Origin of the sequence: Haloarcula halobia, assembly GCF_029338255.1 — an archaeon.
Classification (GTDB): Archaea; Halobacteriota; Halobacteria; order Halobacteriales; family Haloarculaceae; genus Haloarcula; species Haloarcula halobia.
In genome coordinates this window covers 557,695-575,911 of record NZ_CP119787.1, presented here as the reverse complement: position 1 = coordinate 575,911, position 18,217 = coordinate 557,695, and the positions used below count along the sequence as shown (strand labels likewise).

20 protein-coding genes are annotated in these 18,217 nt (G+C 58.5%); 9 read left to right on the top strand and 11 right to left on the bottom strand.

Features of this window, described 5'->3' with window-relative positions; translation table 11 throughout:
* Positions 1 to 267 precede the first annotated feature (267 nt).
* Together P1K88_RS03020 and rnz are read right to left on the bottom strand one after the other, a co-directional pair.
* Positions 268 to 1,392 carry a Gfo/Idh/MocA family protein gene (locus tag P1K88_RS03020; RefSeq protein ID WP_276412443.1) on the bottom strand — a complete coding sequence of 375 codons (1,125 nt, stop codon included), beginning with the start codon at positions 1,390 to 1,392 and terminating at the stop codon, positions 268 to 270.
* A 34-nt stretch (positions 1,393 to 1,426) separates the two neighbouring features.
* Positions 1,427 to 2,350, bottom strand: a complete 924-nt coding sequence (gene rnz, locus P1K88_RS03015; protein WP_276412442.1) for a ribonuclease Z — start codon at positions 2,348 to 2,350, stop codon at positions 1,427 to 1,429.
* A gap of 107 nt (positions 2,351 to 2,457) precedes the next feature.
* Here rnz and P1K88_RS03010 point away from each other — a divergent pair, with 107 nt between their 5' ends.
* Positions 2,458 to 3,123 (top strand): potassium channel family protein, encoded by a 666-nt coding sequence (locus tag P1K88_RS03010; protein WP_276412441.1) that lies wholly within the window; start codon positions 2,458 to 2,460, stop codon positions 3,121 to 3,123.
* A 286-nt stretch (positions 3,124 to 3,409) separates the two neighbouring features.
* Entirely contained in the window at positions 3,410 to 3,892 is a 483-nt protein-coding gene (locus P1K88_RS03005) for a DUF7384 family protein (protein ID WP_276412440.1), read from the top strand.
* Here the strand turns inward: P1K88_RS03005 and P1K88_RS03000 are convergent.
* The 5 genes from P1K88_RS03000 to P1K88_RS02980 all read right to left on the bottom strand — a co-directional run bounded on the left by P1K88_RS03000 (position 3,889) and on the right by P1K88_RS02980 (position 8,533).
* Positions 3,889 to 5,592 carry a methyl-accepting chemotaxis protein gene (locus tag P1K88_RS03000; protein ID WP_276412439.1) on the bottom strand — a complete coding sequence of 568 codons (1,704 nt, stop codon included), beginning with the start codon at positions 5,590 to 5,592 and terminating at the stop codon, positions 3,889 to 3,891. The two genes, P1K88_RS03005 and P1K88_RS03000, sit on opposite strands and share 4 nt — an antisense overlap.
* Before the next feature lie 102 nt (positions 5,593 to 5,694).
* Positions 5,695 to 6,465: an SDR family NAD(P)-dependent oxidoreductase gene (locus P1K88_RS02995; protein ID WP_276412438.1), complete on the bottom strand. Its 771-nt coding sequence runs from the start codon at positions 6,463 to 6,465 to the stop codon at positions 5,695 to 5,697.
* Positions 6,462 to 7,106, bottom strand: a complete 645-nt coding sequence (locus P1K88_RS02990; RefSeq protein WP_276412436.1) for a non-canonical purine NTP pyrophosphatase — start codon at positions 7,104 to 7,106, stop codon at positions 6,462 to 6,464. The genes P1K88_RS02995 and P1K88_RS02990 overlap by 4 nt, the downstream gene beginning before the upstream one ends.
* Positions 7,107 to 7,233: 127 nt before the next feature.
* Complete coding sequence (locus tag P1K88_RS02985) at positions 7,234 to 7,506, bottom strand: DUF5808 domain-containing protein (protein ID WP_276412434.1); 273 nt, start codon at positions 7,504 to 7,506, stop codon at positions 7,234 to 7,236.
* Between the two features lie 58 nt (positions 7,507 to 7,564).
* Positions 7,565 to 8,533 (bottom strand): A24 family peptidase, encoded by a 969-nt coding sequence (locus tag P1K88_RS02980; RefSeq protein WP_276412433.1) that lies wholly within the window; start codon positions 8,531 to 8,533, stop codon positions 7,565 to 7,567.
* Positions 8,534 to 8,720: 187 nt separating this feature from the next.
* Here P1K88_RS02980 and P1K88_RS02975 point away from each other — a divergent pair, with 187 nt between their 5' ends.
* Positions 8,721 to 9,296, top strand: a complete 576-nt coding sequence (locus tag P1K88_RS02975) for a hypothetical protein (protein ID WP_276412431.1) — start codon at positions 8,721 to 8,723, stop codon at positions 9,294 to 9,296.
* Positions 9,297 to 10,349 carry a tyrosine-type recombinase/integrase gene (locus P1K88_RS02970; RefSeq protein WP_276412430.1) on the top strand — a complete coding sequence of 351 codons (1,053 nt, stop codon included), beginning with the start codon at positions 9,297 to 9,299 and terminating at the stop codon, positions 10,347 to 10,349.
* A 111-nt stretch (positions 10,350 to 10,460) separates the two neighbouring features.
* Here the strand turns inward: P1K88_RS02970 and P1K88_RS02965 are convergent, their stop codons facing one another.
* Positions 10,461 to 11,672, bottom strand: coding sequence for a transglutaminase-like domain-containing protein (locus tag P1K88_RS02965; RefSeq protein ID WP_276412429.1), 1,212 nt, complete (start codon positions 11,670 to 11,672; stop codon positions 10,461 to 10,463).
* Between the two features lie 289 nt (positions 11,673 to 11,961).
* The gene (locus tag P1K88_RS02960) at positions 11,962 to 13,107 is read right to left on the bottom strand and encodes a hypothetical protein (RefSeq protein WP_276412426.1); all 1,146 of its coding nucleotides are present in this window, start codon (positions 13,105 to 13,107) and stop codon (positions 11,962 to 11,964) included.
* 724 nt (positions 13,108 to 13,831) lie between these two features.
* On the opposite strand from P1K88_RS02960, the gene P1K88_RS02955 reads away from it, so the two are divergent.
* Positions 13,832 to 15,103: a GTPase gene (locus P1K88_RS02955; protein ID WP_276412424.1), complete on the top strand. Its 1,272-nt coding sequence runs from the start codon at positions 13,832 to 13,834 to the stop codon at positions 15,101 to 15,103.
* A gap of 18 nt (positions 15,104 to 15,121) precedes the next feature.
* Here P1K88_RS02955 and P1K88_RS02950 read toward each other — a convergent pair whose 3' ends face one another.
* Positions 15,122 to 15,679, bottom strand: a complete 558-nt coding sequence (locus tag P1K88_RS02950) for a hypothetical protein (protein ID WP_276412423.1) — start codon at positions 15,677 to 15,679, stop codon at positions 15,122 to 15,124.
* Between P1K88_RS02950 and P1K88_RS02945 the strand changes: the two genes are divergently transcribed.
* The 4 genes from P1K88_RS02945 (at position 15,659) to P1K88_RS02930 (ending at position 17,791) form a co-directional block, all read left to right on the top strand.
* Positions 15,659 to 15,859 carry a hypothetical protein gene (locus P1K88_RS02945; protein ID WP_276412422.1) on the top strand — a complete coding sequence of 67 codons (201 nt, stop codon included), beginning with the start codon at positions 15,659 to 15,661 and terminating at the stop codon, positions 15,857 to 15,859. The two genes, P1K88_RS02950 and P1K88_RS02945, sit on opposite strands and share 21 nt — an antisense overlap.
* A complete protein-coding gene (locus tag P1K88_RS02940; protein ID WP_276412421.1) occupies positions 15,852 to 16,211 on the top strand; it encodes a hypothetical protein in 360 nt (119 codons plus the stop codon). The genes P1K88_RS02945 and P1K88_RS02940 overlap by 8 nt, the downstream gene beginning before the upstream one ends.
* A gap of 215 nt (positions 16,212 to 16,426) precedes the next feature.
* On the top strand, positions 16,427 to 16,750 hold the full coding sequence (locus P1K88_RS02935; RefSeq protein WP_276412419.1) for a GNAT family N-acetyltransferase: 324 nt from the start codon (positions 16,427 to 16,429) through the stop codon (positions 16,748 to 16,750).
* Positions 16,751 to 17,191: 441 nt separating this feature from the next.
* Positions 17,192 to 17,791, top strand: coding sequence for a site-specific integrase (locus P1K88_RS02930; protein WP_276412417.1), 600 nt, complete (start codon positions 17,192 to 17,194; stop codon positions 17,789 to 17,791).
* Positions 17,792 to 17,794: 3 nt separating this feature from the next.
* Here the strand turns inward: P1K88_RS02930 and P1K88_RS02925 are convergent, their stop codons facing one another.
* Positions 17,795 to 18,187 carry a hypothetical protein gene (locus P1K88_RS02925; RefSeq protein WP_276412416.1) on the bottom strand — a complete coding sequence of 131 codons (393 nt, stop codon included), beginning with the start codon at positions 18,185 to 18,187 and terminating at the stop codon, positions 17,795 to 17,797.
* Positions 18,188 to 18,217: the final 30 nt, after the last annotated feature.

Here is an 18,217-nt window from a genome sequence, read left to right as displayed (position 1 = left end):
TGAGCAGCGCGAAGAACCCCGAAAGCGAGCGGGAAGCGTTAGCGACCCGCGAGTAGCGAGGGGCGCGAACGAGCGAAGCGAGTGAGCGGGCCTCGGAATGCGAGCGGCAACGCCGCGAGCAGTAGCGGGACCCCTCACTGCGTTCGGGCTCCCGGAAGCGAACGGCGACCGCAGGGGCCGTCTCTCGGAAGGGGAGTGGGGAGAACCGTCGCCGCGGCGGTCACAGAGGTGATCGACGACGAGCGCCGGGGCGAGGGGTGAGCCGGATCAGGCGTTCGCACGTGCCTCGTCGAGCAGCGCCTGGACGTCGACCGGTTCGCCGCGCTCGCTGCTCTCGATGGCCGCGAAGACGATGGCCATCGACTGGAGGTTGTCCTGGACGTTCGTCGCCATCGGCTCGCCGCCGTCGAGCCAGTCACAGAACTGCTCGACGAGCCAGGCGTTGCCCCAGGTCGGCCGGTCCGCGAGCGGGACCGGGATGCCGTCGCCGTCGGCCGCCGCCTCGGTCGTTTCGCCGCCGTCCGAAGCCGTGGGTTCGGCCTCCTCGGCCCCGTCGCTCGCGTCGTGGGGCGTGTAGGGGTACCGGCGGACCTCGCGGCGGTCGAGGACGACCGTCTCGTCGCGGCACTCGGCGCGGAACATCTCGTTGCCCCAGCCGTTGCGCTCGGTCGCGTTGGCGTAGCTGCCCTCGTACATCGCACGGGTGCCGTCGGCGAAGGTCATCGTGACGAACCCGGTGGTGTGGCCCTCGTAGTCGGCCCACTCGGGCGTCCACGTCTCGGCGTAGACCTGTTCACAGGGGGCACCCACGAGCGAGGCGAGGATATCGAGGTGGTGGACGGCCCCGTCGAGCAAGAGCAGGTCGTCCATCTCGTAGACGTACGGCGAGTAGTAGCCGCGCTCCCGGACGGCGCCGGCGAACCGGCCCGCGAGGTAGTCGATGGGGCCGGCCGAGCCGTCCCTGACCGCCCGGCGGAACGTGGTCTTGTCGCGGTCGAAGCGGTGGCTCATCGTGATGCCCATCTTCGCGTCGGCGTCGGCCACCTTCCGGGCGATGCGGACCGACGCCTCGAGGGTATCGGCGATGGGCTTCTCCGAGAGGACATCGCAGCCGTGTTCCAGCGCGATGTCGACGACGACTTCGTGTGCGCCCGGCGGGGTGACGACCGAGACGAAGTCGGCGTCGCGCTCGGTGAGGGCGGTGTCGAGGTCGGTGTAACAGCGCGAGGCCGGCAGGTCGAGGTGGTCCTCGGCGCGTTCGAGTCGGTCGGGGTCTGTATCGACGGCAGCGACCACTTCGATGCGGCCGGCGTCGACGTTCGGCGGGAGGACGTCCTCGACCCAGTGGGTACCCTGCCCACCCAGGCCAACGTGAACCAGTCGGTGTGTCATGGGGGCGTTACCGGACTCGCGGGTAAATATCGCACTATTCGGCGTCGGGGAACTCGACGGTGCGTTGCAGGCCGTCCTCGGCGACGAACACCTCGCCGTCGAACACCTCCGCGGCCTCGGCCCCGAGCTGGTCGGCCTGCCCGGCGTACCGCGTCGAGATGTGGGTCAGTGCGAGCGTCGAGACACCGGCCCGCCGGGCGACGTCGGCGGCCTCCGCGGCCGTCGAGTGGGCCGTGGCCTGTGCGCGGTCGGCCCGGTCCTGGGCGAAGGTGGCGTCGTGGATCAGGAGATCGGCGCCCTCGCTGGCGTCGACGACGCTGTCGGTCGGGAGCGTATCGCCCGTGTAGACCAGCGTCCGCCCGGGCCGGGGCGGCCCGACGACTTCCTCCGGCCGGACAGTCCGGCCGTCGTGGTCGACCGGTTCCCCGCGGTGGAGCGCCGAGTACTTCGGCCCGGGTGGGATGCCCAGCTCGTCCTCGGCTTTCTCGCGGTCGAACCGTCCCTTGCGGTCGTCCTCGGCGAGGACGTAGCCGACCGACGGACAGCGGTGCTGGGTCCCGAAGGCCCTGACCTCGTACTCCTCGCGGGAGAGCGCCACGTCGCCGGCCGACACCTCGTTGATGCGGACCGGGTACGACGGCGACGCGCCGTTGGCCTCGATGAGCTGCCGGACGTTCCCGCGCGTGCCGGCGGGTGTGTGGATGGCGATGGGGGCGTCCCGTTCGTTGAAGTCCCAGGTCTGGAGCAGGCCGGGAATCCCCAGGACGTGATCGCCATGCAAGTGCGTGACAAAGAGGTGGTCGACGGCGAAGCCGGTGCCGTAGCGCATCATCTGTCGCTGGGTCCCCTCGCCACAGTCGAACAGGAGGTAGTCGCCCTCCCGGTTGACGAACACGCTGCTGGTGTTTCGCTGGGTCGTCGGAATGGCTCCGCTCGTCCCGAGGAACGTCACGCGCATCTCGTCTGGTCGTCGGCCACCGACGGGTAAACGCGTGTCGGAACCCGACGGCGGACCGGCCCTGTCATCCGTTCACATTTTTAACGGTGCCCGTCGTAGCCGGGCCCATGAAGTTCGTCATCGTCGGCTACGGCCGCGTCGGCACCCGGACCGCGAGAATCCTCAAGAGCGAAGGGCACGCCGTCACCATCGTCGAGCGCGACCACGAGAAGGTCGACAGAGCCAGGGAGGCCGGGTTCGAGGCCCTCCAGGGCGACGGCAGCGACGAGTCGCTGTTGGTCGAAGCGGGCATCGAGACGGCCGACGCCATCGGCGGGCTCACGGGCGACCTGAACGTGAACTTCACCGCCTGTATGGTCGGCCGCGAGTACGGCTGTCGGACGGTCCTGCGCATCGACGCCGACTACCGCGAGGAGATCTACGAGAAGTACGCCGCGGACGTCGACGAGATCATCTACCCCGAGCGACTGGGGGCCGCCGGCGCGAAGACGGCGCTGCTCGGCGGGGACTTCAACGTCCTCGCGGACCTGACCGAACAGCTCTCCGTCGCGAGCGTCACCGTCCCCGACGGGTCGCCGGTCATCGGCAAACGCGTCGTCGAGGTCGAACTGCCCGGTGACGCCCACATCTACGCCCACGGCCGCAGTCGCGAACCGATGAGCATCCCGCTCCCACAGACGGTCATCGAGGCGGGCGACAGCGTCGCCATCATGAGCACGCCCGAGGAGCTCGAGGCCGTGCGCGCGTCGCTGCGGGGCGAGGCGTCTGCCTGAGAGAGACCGGAACCCAGAAAGGGGGGATGGGTTTCGGTGTCCGGGCGCGCCGTTCGGGAGGATGGGAAATCGAGGCCGTCAGAGCGCGCCCGTACTGAGGCGAGACCACGGCCGAATATAAACACCCGTCAGACGCACGACCGACGGGCGGCGGACAGTCACGGGCGGCTTTTTCCCGGCGCGTGTCGTCTGTGGGGTATGACCTGGAGCGACCTGTTCGAGCGCGCGAGGGAGTACGAGACGAGCGTCGAGGCCGTCCGCGAGGCGCTCGAGACCCACCGTGGGGATGCCTGAGGCGTCACCCGCCCGCGTCGTCGCGGACGCGGACGTACTGGCGGCAGACCTGCTGTGTGGCGACGAGTCCGGCAACGCCGCCCGGGTGGCGCTCGACCACGTTCGCCGGCACTCCTGGATGGAGCTGGTCGCCAGCGACCACCTGCTCAAGGACGCCCGGACGGTCGTCGAATCGCTCGCCGACGCGACGCTGGCCGCGGACTGGCGCGAGCGCATCGGGCGCGAGCGGGCGGCCGTCGAGCATCCGCCGGGCGACCACCCGGCGCTCGCCTCGGCCTACCGCGGCGGCGCCGCCCACCTGCTCACCTACGACGAGGGGCTCAGAAGTGCGAAGGCGGGCGCCTCGCTGCAGTCACACATGTCCCTGAGCGTCCGGCCACCCGACGCCTTCGCCCGCCTGTTCGACCCCGAAGCCCTGTACGAGGCGGTCGAAGGTGGTTCCTACCCCGGGCCGGACCGGGACCCGCGCGGCTAGTCCGAGACACCGGGCGCGGCCGTCGCGTCCGTCGCGGGTCGCTCCTGGCCACTCGCGTCGACCTCGAACTGCGCGAGGAGGTCCAGCAGTTCGTCGGTCCGACGCGCCACCGACGACACCTCCTCGGAGACCTCGGCGATGGTCGCGGTCTGCTCTTGGGTGGCGGCCGCGACCGATTCGGCCTCCTTGCTGGTCTGGTCGCTCACGGTCGCTACCTCGTCGACCATCGCGACGACCTCCTGGGTCGTCTCTGCCTGCTCGCTGGTCGCGCCGGATATCTCCTGGATGGCGTCGTTGACCTCGCCCAGGACGTCCACGATGTCCTCGAAGTCGCGGAGCGCCCCCTCGATGGTGTCCGTGCTCTCCGAGACGCGTTCGTTCATCTCCTCGACGTCGGTGACCGTCTGCGTGGCCTCGTCCTGGACGGCCTGGATGCGGTCAGAGATGTCGGCAGCGGCGTCACGGGTCTCCTCGGCCAGGGCCTTGACCTCGTCTGCGACGACGGCGAAGCCGTCACCGGAGGCGTCGGCGCGGGCGGCCTCGATGGAGGCGTTCAGCGCGAGCATGTTGGTCTGCTCTGCGACCTCTGTGATGACGTCGACGATCTCGTCGATCTCGCCGACCTCGTCGACGAGTCCCTCGACCGCGCTGGCGATTTCCCCGATACGGGCCTCCATCTCGTCGAGTTCGTCGATGGCGACGGCGGCCTCCTCGCGCCCGGTCCGCCCCCGCTCGGCGGCCTGCTGTGCGGTCTGAGCCGCGTCGTCGGCGGTCGCGGCGATCTCCTCGACGGTCGCAGAGAGGGTGTTCATCTCCGAGGCGACGTCGTCGTGGCGGTCGGACTGCTGGCTCGCCCCCGCGGAGATGTCCTGTATCGACCGGGCGACCTCGTCGCTGGCGCGGTCGATCTCCTCGACGCTCTCGACGAACCGGTCGGTCGTCCCGGAGACCTCCTCGGCGAAGGCGGTCACCTCGCCGACCGTCTCGCCCAGCGTCGTCACGAGGTCGTTGTAGTTCTCGACGACCGCCTGAAACAGGTCCTCGTCGACGTCGTCGAAGTCGTCGTCGAGCGTGGCGGTGAGGTCCCCCTCCTTCGCGCGCTCGGCCGCCTCCGCGAAGGCCGTCACGAGGTCCCGCAGCGCCTGTGAGCGTGCCTCCAGGTCGTCGGTCATCGCCTGGAGTTCGGTCGTGTAGTCGTCGAGACTGGCGGCCATCCGCTCGAGCGACCGCCCGAAGTCCCCGGGGACGTCCTCGTCTAAGACGTCGGCGTCGAACTCCTGGCGGGAGAGGGCGTCGGCCTGCCGCGAGACCGTCTCGAGGTGGGACTGCATCGACGCGAACGAGGCCGTGAGACTCGCCACCTCGTCGTCCCGTTCGCTGTCGGGGACGTCGACGTCGATCTCGCCGGCGGCGATCTGGGCGGCGGCCTCGTCCAGCGCCTCGACGGGGCGGACGAAGTCCTCGCGGGTGATAAAGACCGTGTTCACGAACGCCAGGGCTGCACCGGAGAGGAGCACGGCGGTGAGGACGAGCTGGAGCGTCCCCGACAGCGCGAACGTGACGGCCGCGAGCGCGATGGAGACGCCGAGCTGGATGCCGACAGCGGCCAGCACCTTGCGTTTGATAGAGCCCGAAACGCCGATGAGGTCCATCGAGATCCGTATCAGCCCCTTGTACGTGTCGATGGGGTCGAGTGACATATAGACGAATTACCACCGACTCCCCTTTCAATGAACGGGGCTCTTTGCAGAATATGATAACCGGTCCGGCCGCGGGGCGCCGTGTCGGAGTCGAACCCGGCCTCACCGGTCGCTGTTGACCCAGTGTGCCACCCGCCGGACCAGCGGCCGGGGGCTCAGGCGGGCCAGCAGGTCGACGGCCCGCATGGCCCTGGTGGGGACGACGACCGTCTCGCCGGCCATCAACCCCTCGTATGCGGCCGTGGCGACGGCCTCGGGAGTGTTCGAGGCGTGCGACCCGACGCTGGAGTCGTCCATCCCGGCACGGGCCTGGAACTCGGTGTCGACCGGCCCGGGACAGACGAGCGTCACGTCGACCGGCGTCCCGCGCAGCTCCTCGGCGATGGCCTCGGTGAAACTGTTGACGTAGGCCTTGCTGGCGTAGTAGCCCGCCATCCGGGGCCCGGGCTGGAACCCCGCGACGGAGCCGACGTTCAGCACCTTCCCGCCGTCGTCGAAGTCCTCGAGAAAGAGCCGCGTGAGTTCGACGGGGAGGACGACGTTCAACTGCAACTGGGTGCGCTCCGCCTCGAGGTCGCTCTCGCGGAAGGGGCCGTAGACACCGACGCCGACGTTGTTGACCAGGGCGTCGACGTCGAGCCCGCGCTCCTGGACGGCCCCGTAGAGGTCCGCGGCGGCGTCACGCCGGTCTAGGTCCATCTCGATGGGCGTCGCGGTCACGCCGTGGTCGCGTTCGAGATCGCCGGCGAGCGACGCCAGGCGGTCGCGGCGTCGGGCAACCGGGACGACGTCGTGCCCGTTGGCGGCGAACTCGCGGGAAAGCGCCGCGCCGATGCCGGCCGACGCGCCGGTGACGAGTGCGGTCCCGGTCATCGACCGGCGTACCACTCGGCGAACTTCGCCAGCGCCCGGCCGCGGTGGGAGACGGCGTTTTTCGCCTCGGTGCTCATCTCGGCGAACGTCTCGCCGTCGTGTTCGAAGATGGGATCGAAGCCGAAACCGCCGTCGCCCCGCGGGGCGACGATCTCGCCGGGGACCCACCCCTCGAACAGTTTGACCGGGACGTCCCCCTCGCGGACCTGCTCGTCGGTGGTGGCCGTCTCCCGGTCCGTCGCCGCGAGGTCCTGTCCTCGACGGTCGCCGGGCTCGAGCGGTTCCGGCGTCGCCTCGAACGGATCCCCGTCGCAGTAGGCGATGACGGTCTTGAACGCCGCCGAGCGGTCGGCCTCGGGTTCGGTCATGCCCCAGACCCGCTCGACGCCGACCGTGTCCTCCACGTACGAGGAGTAGGGGCCGGGGAAGCCGTCGAAGGCGTCGATGAACAGGCCCGCGTCGTCGACGATGACCGGGCCGTCGGCCGCCCGGTAGGCCTCGCGGGCGCCCTGTGTGGCCACCGTCCCGAGATCGTCGGCCTGGATCTCGGGGTAGTCGTAGTCGAACTGGCGCACCTCGTCGTCGAGGTACTCGGTCGCCTCCCGGACCTTCCCGGGGTTGGTCGTCACGAAGTACAGCATACCGGCAAGGGGTAGCCGGCAGTCAAAGAGCCGTCGAAACGCGCCGTCGCAGTCGTTGTACCTGTGTACCGTCCCCGACCGCAGGATGTCGCGCGGTCGGTACGGGAACGACGTGGAACGGCCGCTCTCAGTCGACGATGACTTCCACGGGTTCGTCGTCCGCTTCGTCCTCGATCTCGCCGTCGCCGCCCCGTTCGAGGTAGAGCATCACGCCCGCGACGAGGAGGACGACCCACGAGCGCCAGTTGGCGAGGTTCAGCGTGTAGCCGATGCCGAACGGTTTCTCGACCAGCATTCCGTCACCGGGTTGCCAGTACGAGGAGACCAGTCGCTTGAAGCTCGGTCGCTCGAAGTTGTAGGGCACGCCGAAGATGGATCCGGACTGTGGTTTATCTGCCATGTTCCTCACTACTCCCCGCGAGGGTAAATCAGTTGTCCACTCTGCAAGTCTGACAGGGTCAGGCCAGCCCCACCGACCGGAGGATGGTAAAGAGCACGTCGCCGTAGGTCAGCGAGACGACCAGGCCGACGAACATCGGGACCAGGAACGGGATGCCGGGCGACACCCAGACCGTCTCGCGGGCGGCGAGTACCTCCAGGCCCTCGCGCAGCTGTTCGGGGGTCGTCCCGTAGGCCGAGTGGTCGATGTCCGCGAGGAACCGCTCGGCGCCCCAGGGGTCTGGCTTCCCGGCAGTTCCCCACTCCGGTCCGCCGCCGTCGGTGACCAGCGCCCCGTCGCCGGGCGGGTTCGGGACCGCTGGCAGCGTCTCGGGGTTGCGGTACCGGTCCGGGTCCGCGACCACCTCCTCGAGTGTGAGACCGCGCCACTGCAGGTACATCCGCAGAGCGTCCAGGTCGAGGCCCTGTCGCGTGAACCCGTCCGGCGCCGAGAGCAACCGTCCGTACTCGCCGGGGACGTCCGCGACGGCGACGGGCCGGCCGATGAACATGGCCAGCGAGACGTGCCCCCGGGCGAGGTTCCCGGCGGCCACCGCCAGCGGATAGGCGACGCCGGCGAGCACCGTGTTCGAGAGGATGGTCAACGAGAAGACACCGATGGGCGTCTGCTGGAGGGGCAGCGCGACGGACGGCGTCGACAGCAGGTACGTGGGATAGACGGGAAAGAGCACGGCGACGAGCATGAACGCCTTGGCGTCGGCCCCGCCGAACCCGCCGATGTACCAGAAGCCGTAGGCCAGCGGGGCGACGAACCCCAGACTGATGGCCACGCGCAGGAAAAACAGACGGCCGCCGGTCGGCGCGGTCCAGACGGCGTAGGCGTCCCACGCCAGCAAGACCACGGCGAGGGCGGCCAGCGGGAGCCACGTCCGGTTGGGGACCCGGCGCGTCTTCACGTCGCGGTAGGCCGTCCACGCGAAGACGGGGACGGCGACCAGTCGCAACAGGTCAGGTATCGACCCGAGCACGACTGTCAGGTCCCGCGTGGACCATCCTAACCCTTCCGGTGGTCCGGCAAACACAGGAGCAGTGGCTCCCCGGCGGGTTCTGGAGAGACCACAAAACCCCACGTGGCGTCTATATGACGCGGTTCTCCATGCTAAGCGGGCTACAATGTATGCACACTACTATAGTTCTGCGGCGGATTGGTGGTGCATGGCCAATCGGACGGAAACAATCAAAGTCAGGGTGACACCAGAACGAAAGGAGAAATTTGAAAAGTATATTGAAGACACTGGCGAGTTCCCCAGCGTCAGTCAACTGCTGCGAGCGAGTGCTAACGCGCACATCCATCAAGACGACGAACAGACCACAGACATCGACCCAGAACAAATCACCAGCGCTATTGAAATCGGTCTTAGTGACGTGCACGAGCGCTTGGCCCGAATTGAGCAGGAGGTCAACCGGGTCGATACGGCAGTTCAACCGAACAACGAGGATGTTGATGACCTGGCGGACGACATTGCGATGCAATTACCGGTGATGGATTCCAGCAAGGAGCTTAGGGATACGAACGCGATTATGGAGGAACGGGCACACAGCGGCATGTCTGACCTCGAATTCACAAAGGAGATGTCTACCATCGAGTTTTGGGCGGATTTCGTTGATGCAGACAAAAACAAGACGCGTCGAGCAATTAACCGCGCCACGAATTGGTACCCGGACGTGCAGTGGACTTACGACGAAAACATGGGCAAGCGTCGATACTACCGAACTTCGGAGGCCGAGTAAATGCCTCCTCGCCGCTTCAAGCCGATTGAGGAATGCAGAGACGAGATCGTGGATTACGTCGATGAGCTGGAGACCGGGACTGACAACAACGACCCAGACCAGCGGCAGTCCAAGAGTACCCAACGGTACAAACAAGACGTTCGCTGGTACGATCACTGGTTGGACGAGGAGGGGATTGCGTCTGCGTTTGATGTCGGGCCAAAGGACACCAACAGGCTCGGGAGAGTTCTCTCAAATCAATATAATGGCACGACTCCCAGGTACAGATGGGATCGAATCCTTTCAATGTACGACTACTTTGTATCTCTCGAAATTCTCGATAGGAACCCGTTAGACCGGTGGAACGACCAGAAGTCTGAGAAGTGGGGAATGACGAAGAGTACGGAGCAGAGTAAGCGGTTGGAGGATGGTGAGACGTATGCGGTGGATCAGGAAGACGTACGGGCCATGGAGAAGAATGCGGGTAGGAATCGAATCAGGAATCAACTAATTATTCGGTGCCTCTGGCACACTGGAATGCGGCGTCAGGAAGCGAGTCGGGTGACGGTCGATATGCTTGATCGAGATGCCCGCGAGATCGCGCTTCCGGGCAGTATCACGAAGAATAAAAAGCCCCGAGTTGTGGCCTGGCAGCCGAATCTCGACGGGTTGCTGCACAAGTGGCTGGATGGTGGGTATCGAGACGATTACCTCGGCGGGAACGACCACGACAATCTGTTTATCGGCGAGCGCGGCGCTCCGTTGAGTCCGGAGGCGATTAACGAGCTTGTTCGTGAGGCTGCCGAACGCGCTGGCATCAACAGGAAACTGTATGCGGACGCGAACGCCGCTACACCCGAGGACGGGAGTGATCCGGAGCCGAACCGGTGGCTAATTTCGAGCCATAACATCCGTCACGGACTAGGATCACATCTCATCCACAATACGGATGCTGGATTATACCAGGTCTCTCGCTACCTTGGCCACCAGTCGGTGGACGTTACCGAAAAAACCTATATCGAGTATGATCCTCGGGCTGGGACGGATGATGCGCACGATTTCGGCCCGGAGTAACTTCGAAGGTGACGTGTAGGTGTGACGCGTTGAAGCTCTAGTCCATTACTGGATTTGCATCAATTTCAACGAGGACACCCCACGGCAGTCATCGTACAGTCAAAGTAGATACTACTCTATTGGATACTGCCACTTACTCCGAGATATATCGTGAATTTCTTCCTCAGCTTCCACGAAGGTTAACAGTCGTAATTTTTTGTCATCGGGAGGCGACAAGTACAGCCGCTCTTCTGTAGATTGTTCACTGTTGAGATTCCCAATATCTAAAGAACTTTCTGCATGAATCACCCCGTTTTTACCTTCGAACCCGGCACCGAATACTGTGTTTCGAGCGCTAGCATCACCCCAATTTGTGATTTCTACGTCAACAGCAATTTCATTCAAATCAGTCACCTCAGTGCTGTAGCCGTATACTAATGTTGGATAGGCACTTTTGACTGGAATGATGTCTGCCTTCGTACTCCCACCCCAGTCGGGCATTTCTCCGACAGCATACTCATCTGTCCCCTCAATATAGTAATAACGCTCCCCGTTGTATTCATAATATGTTCCTGGTAATGAGGAGCCACCTTTGGCACCCATTGCCATATGAGCCACTGGTTCGGTATCGGGTAAATGAAGCAGTACACAACCGTAGCCCATCTCCGTTAAAAGGGCGGACAATAAAAATGCAGAGTCTTCACAGTCACCACCCCGTTCAATAAGCGTCTCAACAGGGTATTGAGAATATTGGTCAAAACTGCTAGTAACCTCATCCTTTGTGTATTTCATCTGTTGGACAAATCTAATAACTAAATTCACTTTTTCTGCTTCAGATAAACCATTACTGTCGGCCATTTGCTCAAAATCATTGGCTAAATCCTTTATATATGGTTTCCCGTATGCATCAGTAATATACATATCATAGTTTCGACCTCGACTATACCGATTTTTATAATATGCACCAAGTGATCTGGAGATCGCCATTTCATACCACCACTCATATCCAGCGGCATTCCACTCGTATCGCCGGGTGTGATTACCCTCTGTATCAGATGGCCATGTGAACCCAGTTATTCCATGTAGATACTCCAAATTCGCCTGTTCTTCAGTAGGCTCTTCTTCAACAGGGTCAGACTCTGTTTCCGGTTCTAGTTCTCTGTCGGATTCTGTCTCAGACTCTGTTTCCGGTTCTGGCTCTCTGGCGGGTTCTGTCTCAGGCTCTGTTTCCGGTTCTGGCTCTCTGGCGGGTTCTGCCTCAGAACCACTAGAAGTTTCTCCGCAGCCTGCTATAGATGTAATACCAAGTGTCCCTACTCCGGACAATAGTTGACGACGGTTCACGGTCAGTTTAGAACATGCATTTGCGATATATTTATTCTTCGATTTATTTGGAATATGATACAATTTGCACTATATATGGATGGTGGGTTGTTGCGTGCTGATGCTTTGCTGTGGTGTTTGAGTTTCAGATATCTCTGTGAGAGCTTACTGTGAACTGTGAAATTCATATCATTGAAGCTTTATTACACGTTGCTATGTACCGAACGCGAAACTTGGAGATGCATCAGATGATGTTAAATATCGTCTTCGGGCGACTAAGTATGAGGCTATAGCATGCCGGGGCCGACACTCAGGCGCTAGTGGGTCGAATGTCATTGTCCTCGAATTCTCTACAGAGGAGGCTCACATCGACAGTAACAAGTCCGAATTCCTGTAGGAGTTCTATTTGTTCACCATCGTCTATCTCCTCTGGGACATATAATTGGACGAAATCAGGAAGTGGGTCGAGGGCTTCCATTGCTTCCCACACTGTGGAGAGCAACAGCTCACTACTTATATTGGGTTGGGATTCTGGTATCCAAATGAGTACACCCACCACGTGGTTGGGCAACTCCGCAACACCGATCTTCCCGAAGTCTGAAGACGAGTCTTTGATATCAAATCTTCCCCCTTCTTCCTTACATTCCTGTTTGGCACTCTTGAAACAGAGTGTTCGAAATTCCTCTGCTGAGAGTGATTGAATCTGCGTTTCAGTCCACGCGGAATTCGCTTTCTCAGGTAGATCCTCATCCAACTCTTTATAAAAATTGCGGGCGAAATCAGCCCGGGCCGCTTCGATATCTGTCTGATTTCTCCCTGCTTGCTTCTGACTTTCACTGGTGCTGGCGAAGGCCTGCTTCAACTTACTGGCAACGCGTATTGCTCGATCTTTCGTATCGAGAGCAATAGCGATCAGGGACAGGCTGATTACTCCCATAATTACGAAAATTTCTGCCAGGACAGTATGTGAACCCTGATTGAGGAGAATGTCGAGGATGACCAGAGGAATGATTGCAAAAAGAGCGGCAATGAACGCCAGGACGGCTTGTGGATTCAATACAGAGGTTACTGCCGTCCAGAGGGATTGCTGCGCAGCAGCAGCAGCTGTCGCGCCTTTTGCCGTAACAAACTGTCCTTTTATCGATTTTCCTGGAATTGCGAAGATCAGTTTTAATACTCCCAGTACCACTCCCATTTCTCCCAGTGCTGCCATTCCCGAACCCCAGAATATGGCGAGCAAACCAAACGGGCCAGTAATAGTATTTAGAACGAGTATCAAGAGGCTGGAAATCATAAGAAGGTTGAAGTGCTGAGCATAGAGGTCGGTCTCACGAAGAAGCAAGTATCCAAGACAGTACGCAACAAAGAGGGCTGTCAAAGGAGGTGCGACTGTATTTATAGAGGCTGTTACCATCACCACCACTCCAACAACGAGTCCAAAGTATTCATAATTCATATTCTATCCAATATATGGGCATCTGATAACTTTTTGCATTATAAATAATGGAAGTGCTATACGTCAAATCGAGTAGAATAAAGTCAGAATAGTTACTTACTCAGACGTACAAGTAGGTAAATGGGAATGATTATCCAGGCAGGGGTAGGAAGCGCAGCAACATAGATCGCATACCGTTCCTTCCCCCAGTCTGCTCCTCCCTTGCTGGTTGCTCGAACGTCTAGTGACATCAGAATAAGCGTAGGAATCGCAGTAATCAATAGCGCGATAATGACCAATGGAACAGTTAGAAAACCAGCACTAAAAACAGTCACTCCCCCCGTTGCACTAAAGGAAAGAATAGCCAGAACGAACATCAGCCCCACCCAAATGTATGGACTTCTCATACGATACTTTGTATATATTGACAGCATTTATTTAATGTTCGGTGTGACTTAGAGTTCATATTCGGTACTTGGACGTACGCCCCGTAACCCCACAGAATGCGGTGAATGTGCTATGGTGCTGGCTCGATGCTGTTCTCGATATTCACATAACGACAACACGAAGACACGATACGCAGATTGCACCACCGCTGAGTACCTCTATATCTATTGCCACTTTTGTTACCATATTTATATTAATATTTTATATTTTGTTTACCTGATAAATAGCCTGTGGATATTGTTGTGACATTGTAATTATCTATGAAAGAATATATGAGTGTTGGATTTCGTGTCATATTATGGCCATTGATCCAGAGAAGTTCCGACAATTCCGAGAGAATATTGACCAAGTTACGGAGATGGCTCCTGGAAGTAGTAATATGAATAAAGCCCTAGTTGATACGGCCTTTGGGGACGCATTGCGTGAAACTGAAGAGCTGATTGATGAATCTCGTCCACCACGAATATACGTATTTGGGCGCTCCGGTGCTGGAAAATCCTCTCTAATCAATGCACTTGCTAACAAGAACGTGGCAGAAGTGGGCGACATTGAGCCGACAACTGTAGAATCAGAGCTTTATCATATTGAATTCCCAGACCGCTATGCTACGTGGGATGTTATTGACTCTCGGGGGCTATTCGAAAGCGTAACTCCGGATGGTGATGTTCCTGCTGATACTAAGGAATTTATGAAAGAGGATTTGCAGGAGTACCGTCCTGATATTTTAATCCACGTTATGACGCCCGATCAAGTACGCGCAGGCAAGGAAGACTTTGAAACAGTGAAGAATCTAAGGGACGACCTCGGTAATCTCTTCCCTCCGGTAGTGTATTGTTTAAACAAGGTCGATCAACATGCAAGTCCGGGTGAATGGCCGCCAGAGGAGTCTGAGATACTCGCCGGAGCCGTCAAAGAAAACTTAGACTTCGTTTCAAAAGTCCTCAATGAAGAGAAGAAAGAAGCATTCAATGAGAACCGACCCCTCTATGGATACAAATTCGATTCTGATGACCACATAGGCGTAGTACCTGTTCATATGAAAAGAAAAGAAGATTATTGGAACGTCGAAACGTTCTCGTGGCTGGTTGGAGATTTTTTGCCGACTGATGCTCGACTTCAATTCATCCAAGCACAGCAGAGAACAGAGCTGATGAGAGATCTGTCCAGAGATGTAACAAATAGATTTGCAGTTGCAGGAGGGATAGTTGGAGCGGCCCCAACGTCGTATGCAGATTTGCCTCCATTAACAGCAGGACAATTGATACTTGTTGCGTTGATTGGGGGTTTCTCTTGTAATGAAATGGAGAAAGAGACTGTACGGGAATACGTGTCTTCATTAGGAACCACAGGGTTAGCTGGTCTCGGATTTAGGGAGTTGGCCAGGGGTCTTGTTCAGTTTGTTCCTGGATATGGACAAGCTGTTTCTGGTGCTGTGGCTGGTGCAGGAACCTATGCGGTTGGCAGATCATCTGAAAAGTATTTTTTCGATGATGAGGAAGTACAGCCGTCAGCTTTCAAATCTGCGGGCAGAAAGATACTGGAAGATAAGGATTTATCTACTGATGACTGAAGCAACACGGTGACGCAGTTACTGTCTCAATATACCTGCCTTTCTCACTCGAAGATTCGAACGGAATTGATGAGTATGGGCGCTATCCAACACCAAATCGACGACATCATTAGTGCTCAAAGAACTTTCTTCACAGTCCTGTATTGAAATCACGGGGCTTTCTGGAGGTGAATTTGCAGCGATACCTGCGTACCCATGAATTGTGCTTCCCCCATTGCGCAATTCAGTGGCATACTGAATTCCATTTTTGTGCCCACACTTCTCACAACCAGAATTTGCCAGATTTGTGACGATACCTTTTAGACGGAGGTCAGCAAGAATATCGTGGATTTGAATGGGATAGTCACTAGGTTGATATCCGTCGTTTCCGTTGCAGTCTTCGACAACGGGGAGTTCAAGTTTGGGCTGACGGTAGGCAAGATCGAATTCTTTGTTTAGTCCCTCAAGCACAGGTTCTGGAAAATTTGGAATTGGTTCAAGTTTATACAGACTATCTCTAGTTTCGGTGAAATGGCCATTATAAGCATTCACCAGGCTGTCAAGTAATGCGTCGTGATGCTCTGGAGCGACGAGCACACCGTGAGTTACGAGATTGACTCTGACATGAATCCTGGTGGGTCGTATGTTGCTATCGATGGTGTGCGCGTTAGCCCGTACGGTATCCCAGTGGAGATGTACACGCTGAACAGCGGGTGGCAAGAGCACGTGGGTGAGGATGGGCTGGAGAAGGCCCGCGAGGTGATGCACGATGAGTGACGCGGGAGAACTTGTTCACCCGACGGACAAAGTGCTATACATTACCGATGTTACCAGCGTAGATGGAGAGACTCGGCCCACTTCGTTTGGAGGGAGGCTGTTCGAGGACAGACGTCTCGCAGAAAAATTCCTGTTTGATGGATTGATGCCTTACACCGATGAGATCGAAGTTGAGGAATTTCAAATGTGGCTAGGTAGCGGCGTGGGTGCGAAACGCACAGAGTTCCTCGATGGCGCGGGAGATGTGATGGGTGAGGTTAGACCTGTTCAGATGTGGGAGGAAGAGAGCGAGTGCATTGAATGTGAGAGGAAGCTCGGTGGGTATCAGGGAAAGTGTGCAACAGGTGCTTAGGAGAAGTCCCGTGGGTGACGAGCGATGATTGATGGAGACCCCTGATTCTATGTCGAAGGACGATGTAATCTCTGTCAATGGCTTACTTCGGTCTCGACCCTGACCACTATGGCGGGTGGAGTGAAGAGGAGAAGCAGGAGGAGTTGAAGCTCGCGGAGATTCCTCCAGGTAGAGTACTTCGAGAACAAGATTGCGAGGAATAGGAGGGATTGATTGTGGTTACTCTGGGTGATGGCGTTATTCTAGTTGATGGAGACGAGGTTGGGAAGTTCACCCGCGAGGAGAATCATCTAAAGAAGATCGAGGTGATTCCTGAGGAACGGAATCAAGGCTATGCAACGGAGGCTTTGCGCCAGTATCTCGATATAGTGGAGTCTCGGGGTTTTGATCGTGTTACGACGACTCCTGCGACTACCCCCGTTATCCGGCACGTCTTTTCGAAGTTGGGATTCCGGAAGGTGGAGAACCCGGGTATTCACGATTTTATTGATGGTGCACCGGAGGAGATGTACCAGTCTTGTTTTCTCAAAGAGTTCTGACTCTTATTTGTTGTTGGTGTCGGAGAAGGCACCTTCTGCGACGATGGGTCTCGTCTAGTCTGTTGTGAGAGTCCTATAGGTGGGTTCGATGATTTTTTGCACAATTATTTTTCTGGTGAGAAGCGTTAAGTGTCAGAAAATACTAGATATAGAGTAAGTGCGACACCGTCCTGAATCGGTGTTCGTGCCCTCCACAATGAAAATGAAACACAGATTCCTGACCGGAGCACTACTCGGCCTCACAGCTGCTGCGTGGTACAATCTATCGAGCCCCGTATTCTCGATGGAGACTATAGCAGCAGTCGCAACGGGAGTGTTCCTTGTAGATACAACATACAAATGGACATACCAGACCTGCCGACATTGCAACCGTGGCGTTCGCGGCCAACACGACAACTGCCCGCACTGCCGAGTCGGGAACCTCCGAAGGGTGACCCTCTAATGCAGATCGAGCCGATGCCTGAGAAAGACGGATACCGATGCTGGCTCTCTCCCTCGGAACAAGAACAGTTGATTGAGTTTTACGCTAAGGAACCACGCAAGCAGCTGGCTATCGAACTGATGCTCGACGGACTCCGCTCAGAGGAAGTCCCGAGAGTCGCCACACGCGACTTCCGACGCCTTGACTCCGATGATACCGCCCACAAGCTGCGAGTGCGAGAGGGCAAAACTGGCTGGCGAGAATGCCCCGTGAGTAACGAGACGAAGCAGAAAGCAGTGATGCTGAAAAACGCTCGCAGTCTTACCAAAACAGACTCCCTCATTGACGTCGCTCCGCGCACAGTGCAACGCTGGGTATCGAACGCTACCGACGAACTAGCCGAAGAGACAGACAACAGCGACTGGGTGCACGTCTCAGCACATGACTGTAGAAGGACGTGGGCCACCAGCACGTACTATTCTCTCTCTTCACCATACGCTTTGGAGGTTATTCTTCAGTGGGGCGGATGGCAAAATGGGGAGACGTTCAGAGAGAATTATTTGGGGAAAGAACCGGATCACTTGGCCGTCGAGATGATGGACGAAGCCGGACTGCGGTAACGGCTACTGTTCTGGATTGATCAATGCGCGGATATCGCCTCGGCTTGGCCAAGCTGCGAGAGTCAATGTGAGGAAGAATCCGAGGTGAGCATAGTCCTGAAGTTCCATATTGAGGAGTGGTGGTAGACCGACTGTGATGAGGAGAAAAATAAGCACAGGTACGAAGAGGAGTGTCGGTGCGATGGCTGATAGTTGAATACCCTTATTCGGAACCTTGCTGGGGTCGAAGTTCGTGAACGTCGGTGTTATGAACCTGAATTTTAATCTCTGCGTGTTTGTCCATCGGCGAGTGGCGCGGTAGTGGATTGTCTCGTGTGTCGAATACCCAGCCTGAACAGAAACCAGAAGAACAACCAGACCGGTTATTGCCTCAGTAATTACGCTCACGAGGTTCATTCTTGTTCATAGTCACCTATGTCGGTATTA

Coding starts and splice junctions, on each gene's coding strand:
- P1K88_RS02930 (WP_276412417.1), top strand. CDS start 17,192: ATGCAGATCGAGCCGATGCCTGAGAAAGACGGATACCGATGCTGGCTC.
- P1K88_RS02990 (WP_276412436.1), bottom strand. CDS start 7,106: ATGCTGTACTTCGTGACGACCAACCCCGGGAAGGTCCGGGAGGCGACC.
- P1K88_RS03005 (WP_276412440.1), top strand. CDS start 3,410: ATGCCTGAGGCGTCACCCGCCCGCGTCGTCGCGGACGCGGACGTACTG.
- P1K88_RS03020 (WP_276412443.1), bottom strand. CDS start 1,392: ATGACACACCGACTGGTTCACGTTGGCCTGGGTGGGCAGGGTACCCAC.
- P1K88_RS02940 (WP_276412421.1), top strand. CDS start 15,852: ATGAGTGACGCGGGAGAACTTGTTCACCCGACGGACAAAGTGCTATAC.
- P1K88_RS02985 (WP_276412434.1), bottom strand. CDS start 7,506: ATGGCAGATAAACCACAGTCCGGATCCATCTTCGGCGTGCCCTACAAC.
- P1K88_RS02995 (WP_276412438.1), bottom strand. CDS start 6,465: ATGACCGGGACCGCACTCGTCACCGGCGCGTCGGCCGGCATCGGCGCG.
- P1K88_RS03000 (WP_276412439.1), bottom strand. CDS start 5,592: ATGTCACTCGACCCCATCGACACGTACAAGGGGCTGATACGGATCTCG.
- P1K88_RS03010 (WP_276412441.1), top strand. CDS start 2,458: ATGAAGTTCGTCATCGTCGGCTACGGCCGCGTCGGCACCCGGACCGCG.
- P1K88_RS02955 (WP_276412424.1), top strand. CDS start 13,832: ATGGCCATTGATCCAGAGAAGTTCCGACAATTCCGAGAGAATATTGAC.
- P1K88_RS02945 (WP_276412422.1), top strand. CDS start 15,659: ATGCTCTGGAGCGACGAGCACACCGTGAGTTACGAGATTGACTCTGAC.
- rnz (WP_276412442.1), bottom strand. CDS start 2,350: ATGCGCGTGACGTTCCTCGGGACGAGCGGAGCCATTCCGACGACCCAG.
- P1K88_RS02960 (WP_276412426.1), bottom strand. CDS start 13,107: ATGAATTATGAATACTTTGGACTCGTTGTTGGAGTGGTGGTGATGGTA.
- P1K88_RS02925 (WP_276412416.1), bottom strand. CDS start 18,187: ATGAACCTCGTGAGCGTAATTACTGAGGCAATAACCGGTCTGGTTGTT.
- P1K88_RS02975 (WP_276412431.1), top strand. CDS start 8,721: ATGGCCAATCGGACGGAAACAATCAAAGTCAGGGTGACACCAGAACGA.
- P1K88_RS02970 (WP_276412430.1), top strand. CDS start 9,297: ATGCCTCCTCGCCGCTTCAAGCCGATTGAGGAATGCAGAGACGAGATC.